Source organism: Photorhabdus viridis, assembly GCF_040256935.1.
Lineage (GTDB): Bacteria > Pseudomonadota > Gammaproteobacteria > Enterobacterales > Enterobacteriaceae > Photorhabdus > Photorhabdus viridis.
The window spans coordinates 1-262 of record NZ_JBEJZY010000399.1; the positions used below are offsets into that span (position 1 = coordinate 1).

Here is a 262-nt window from a genome sequence, read left to right on the forward strand (position 1 = left end):
GGGTTTTATCCGGCGACTGGCAGAACAGTCCCCGAGGTATGAGGAGGTACTGATGACAATAGCGCAGAAACTGGAGCAGAAGGGGCACCAGAAAGGGTTTATTGAAGGGCGCCTGGAAGGGCGCCAGAAAGGGTTTATTGAAGGGCGTCTGGAAGGACGCCAAGAAGGACGCCGGGAAGGGCACCAAGAAGGACGCGAGGAAGGGCACCAAGAAGGACGTCAGGAAGGGCACCAAGAAGGACGTCAGGAAGGACTCCAAGAA

1 pseudogene is annotated in these 262 nt (G+C 56.9%); it reads left to right on the top strand.

The features are described 5' to 3' along the window. Positions 1–52: 52 nt before the first annotated feature. Positions 53–262: pseudogene (locus ABR397_RS23900) on the top strand (hypothetical protein); the annotation flags it as partial.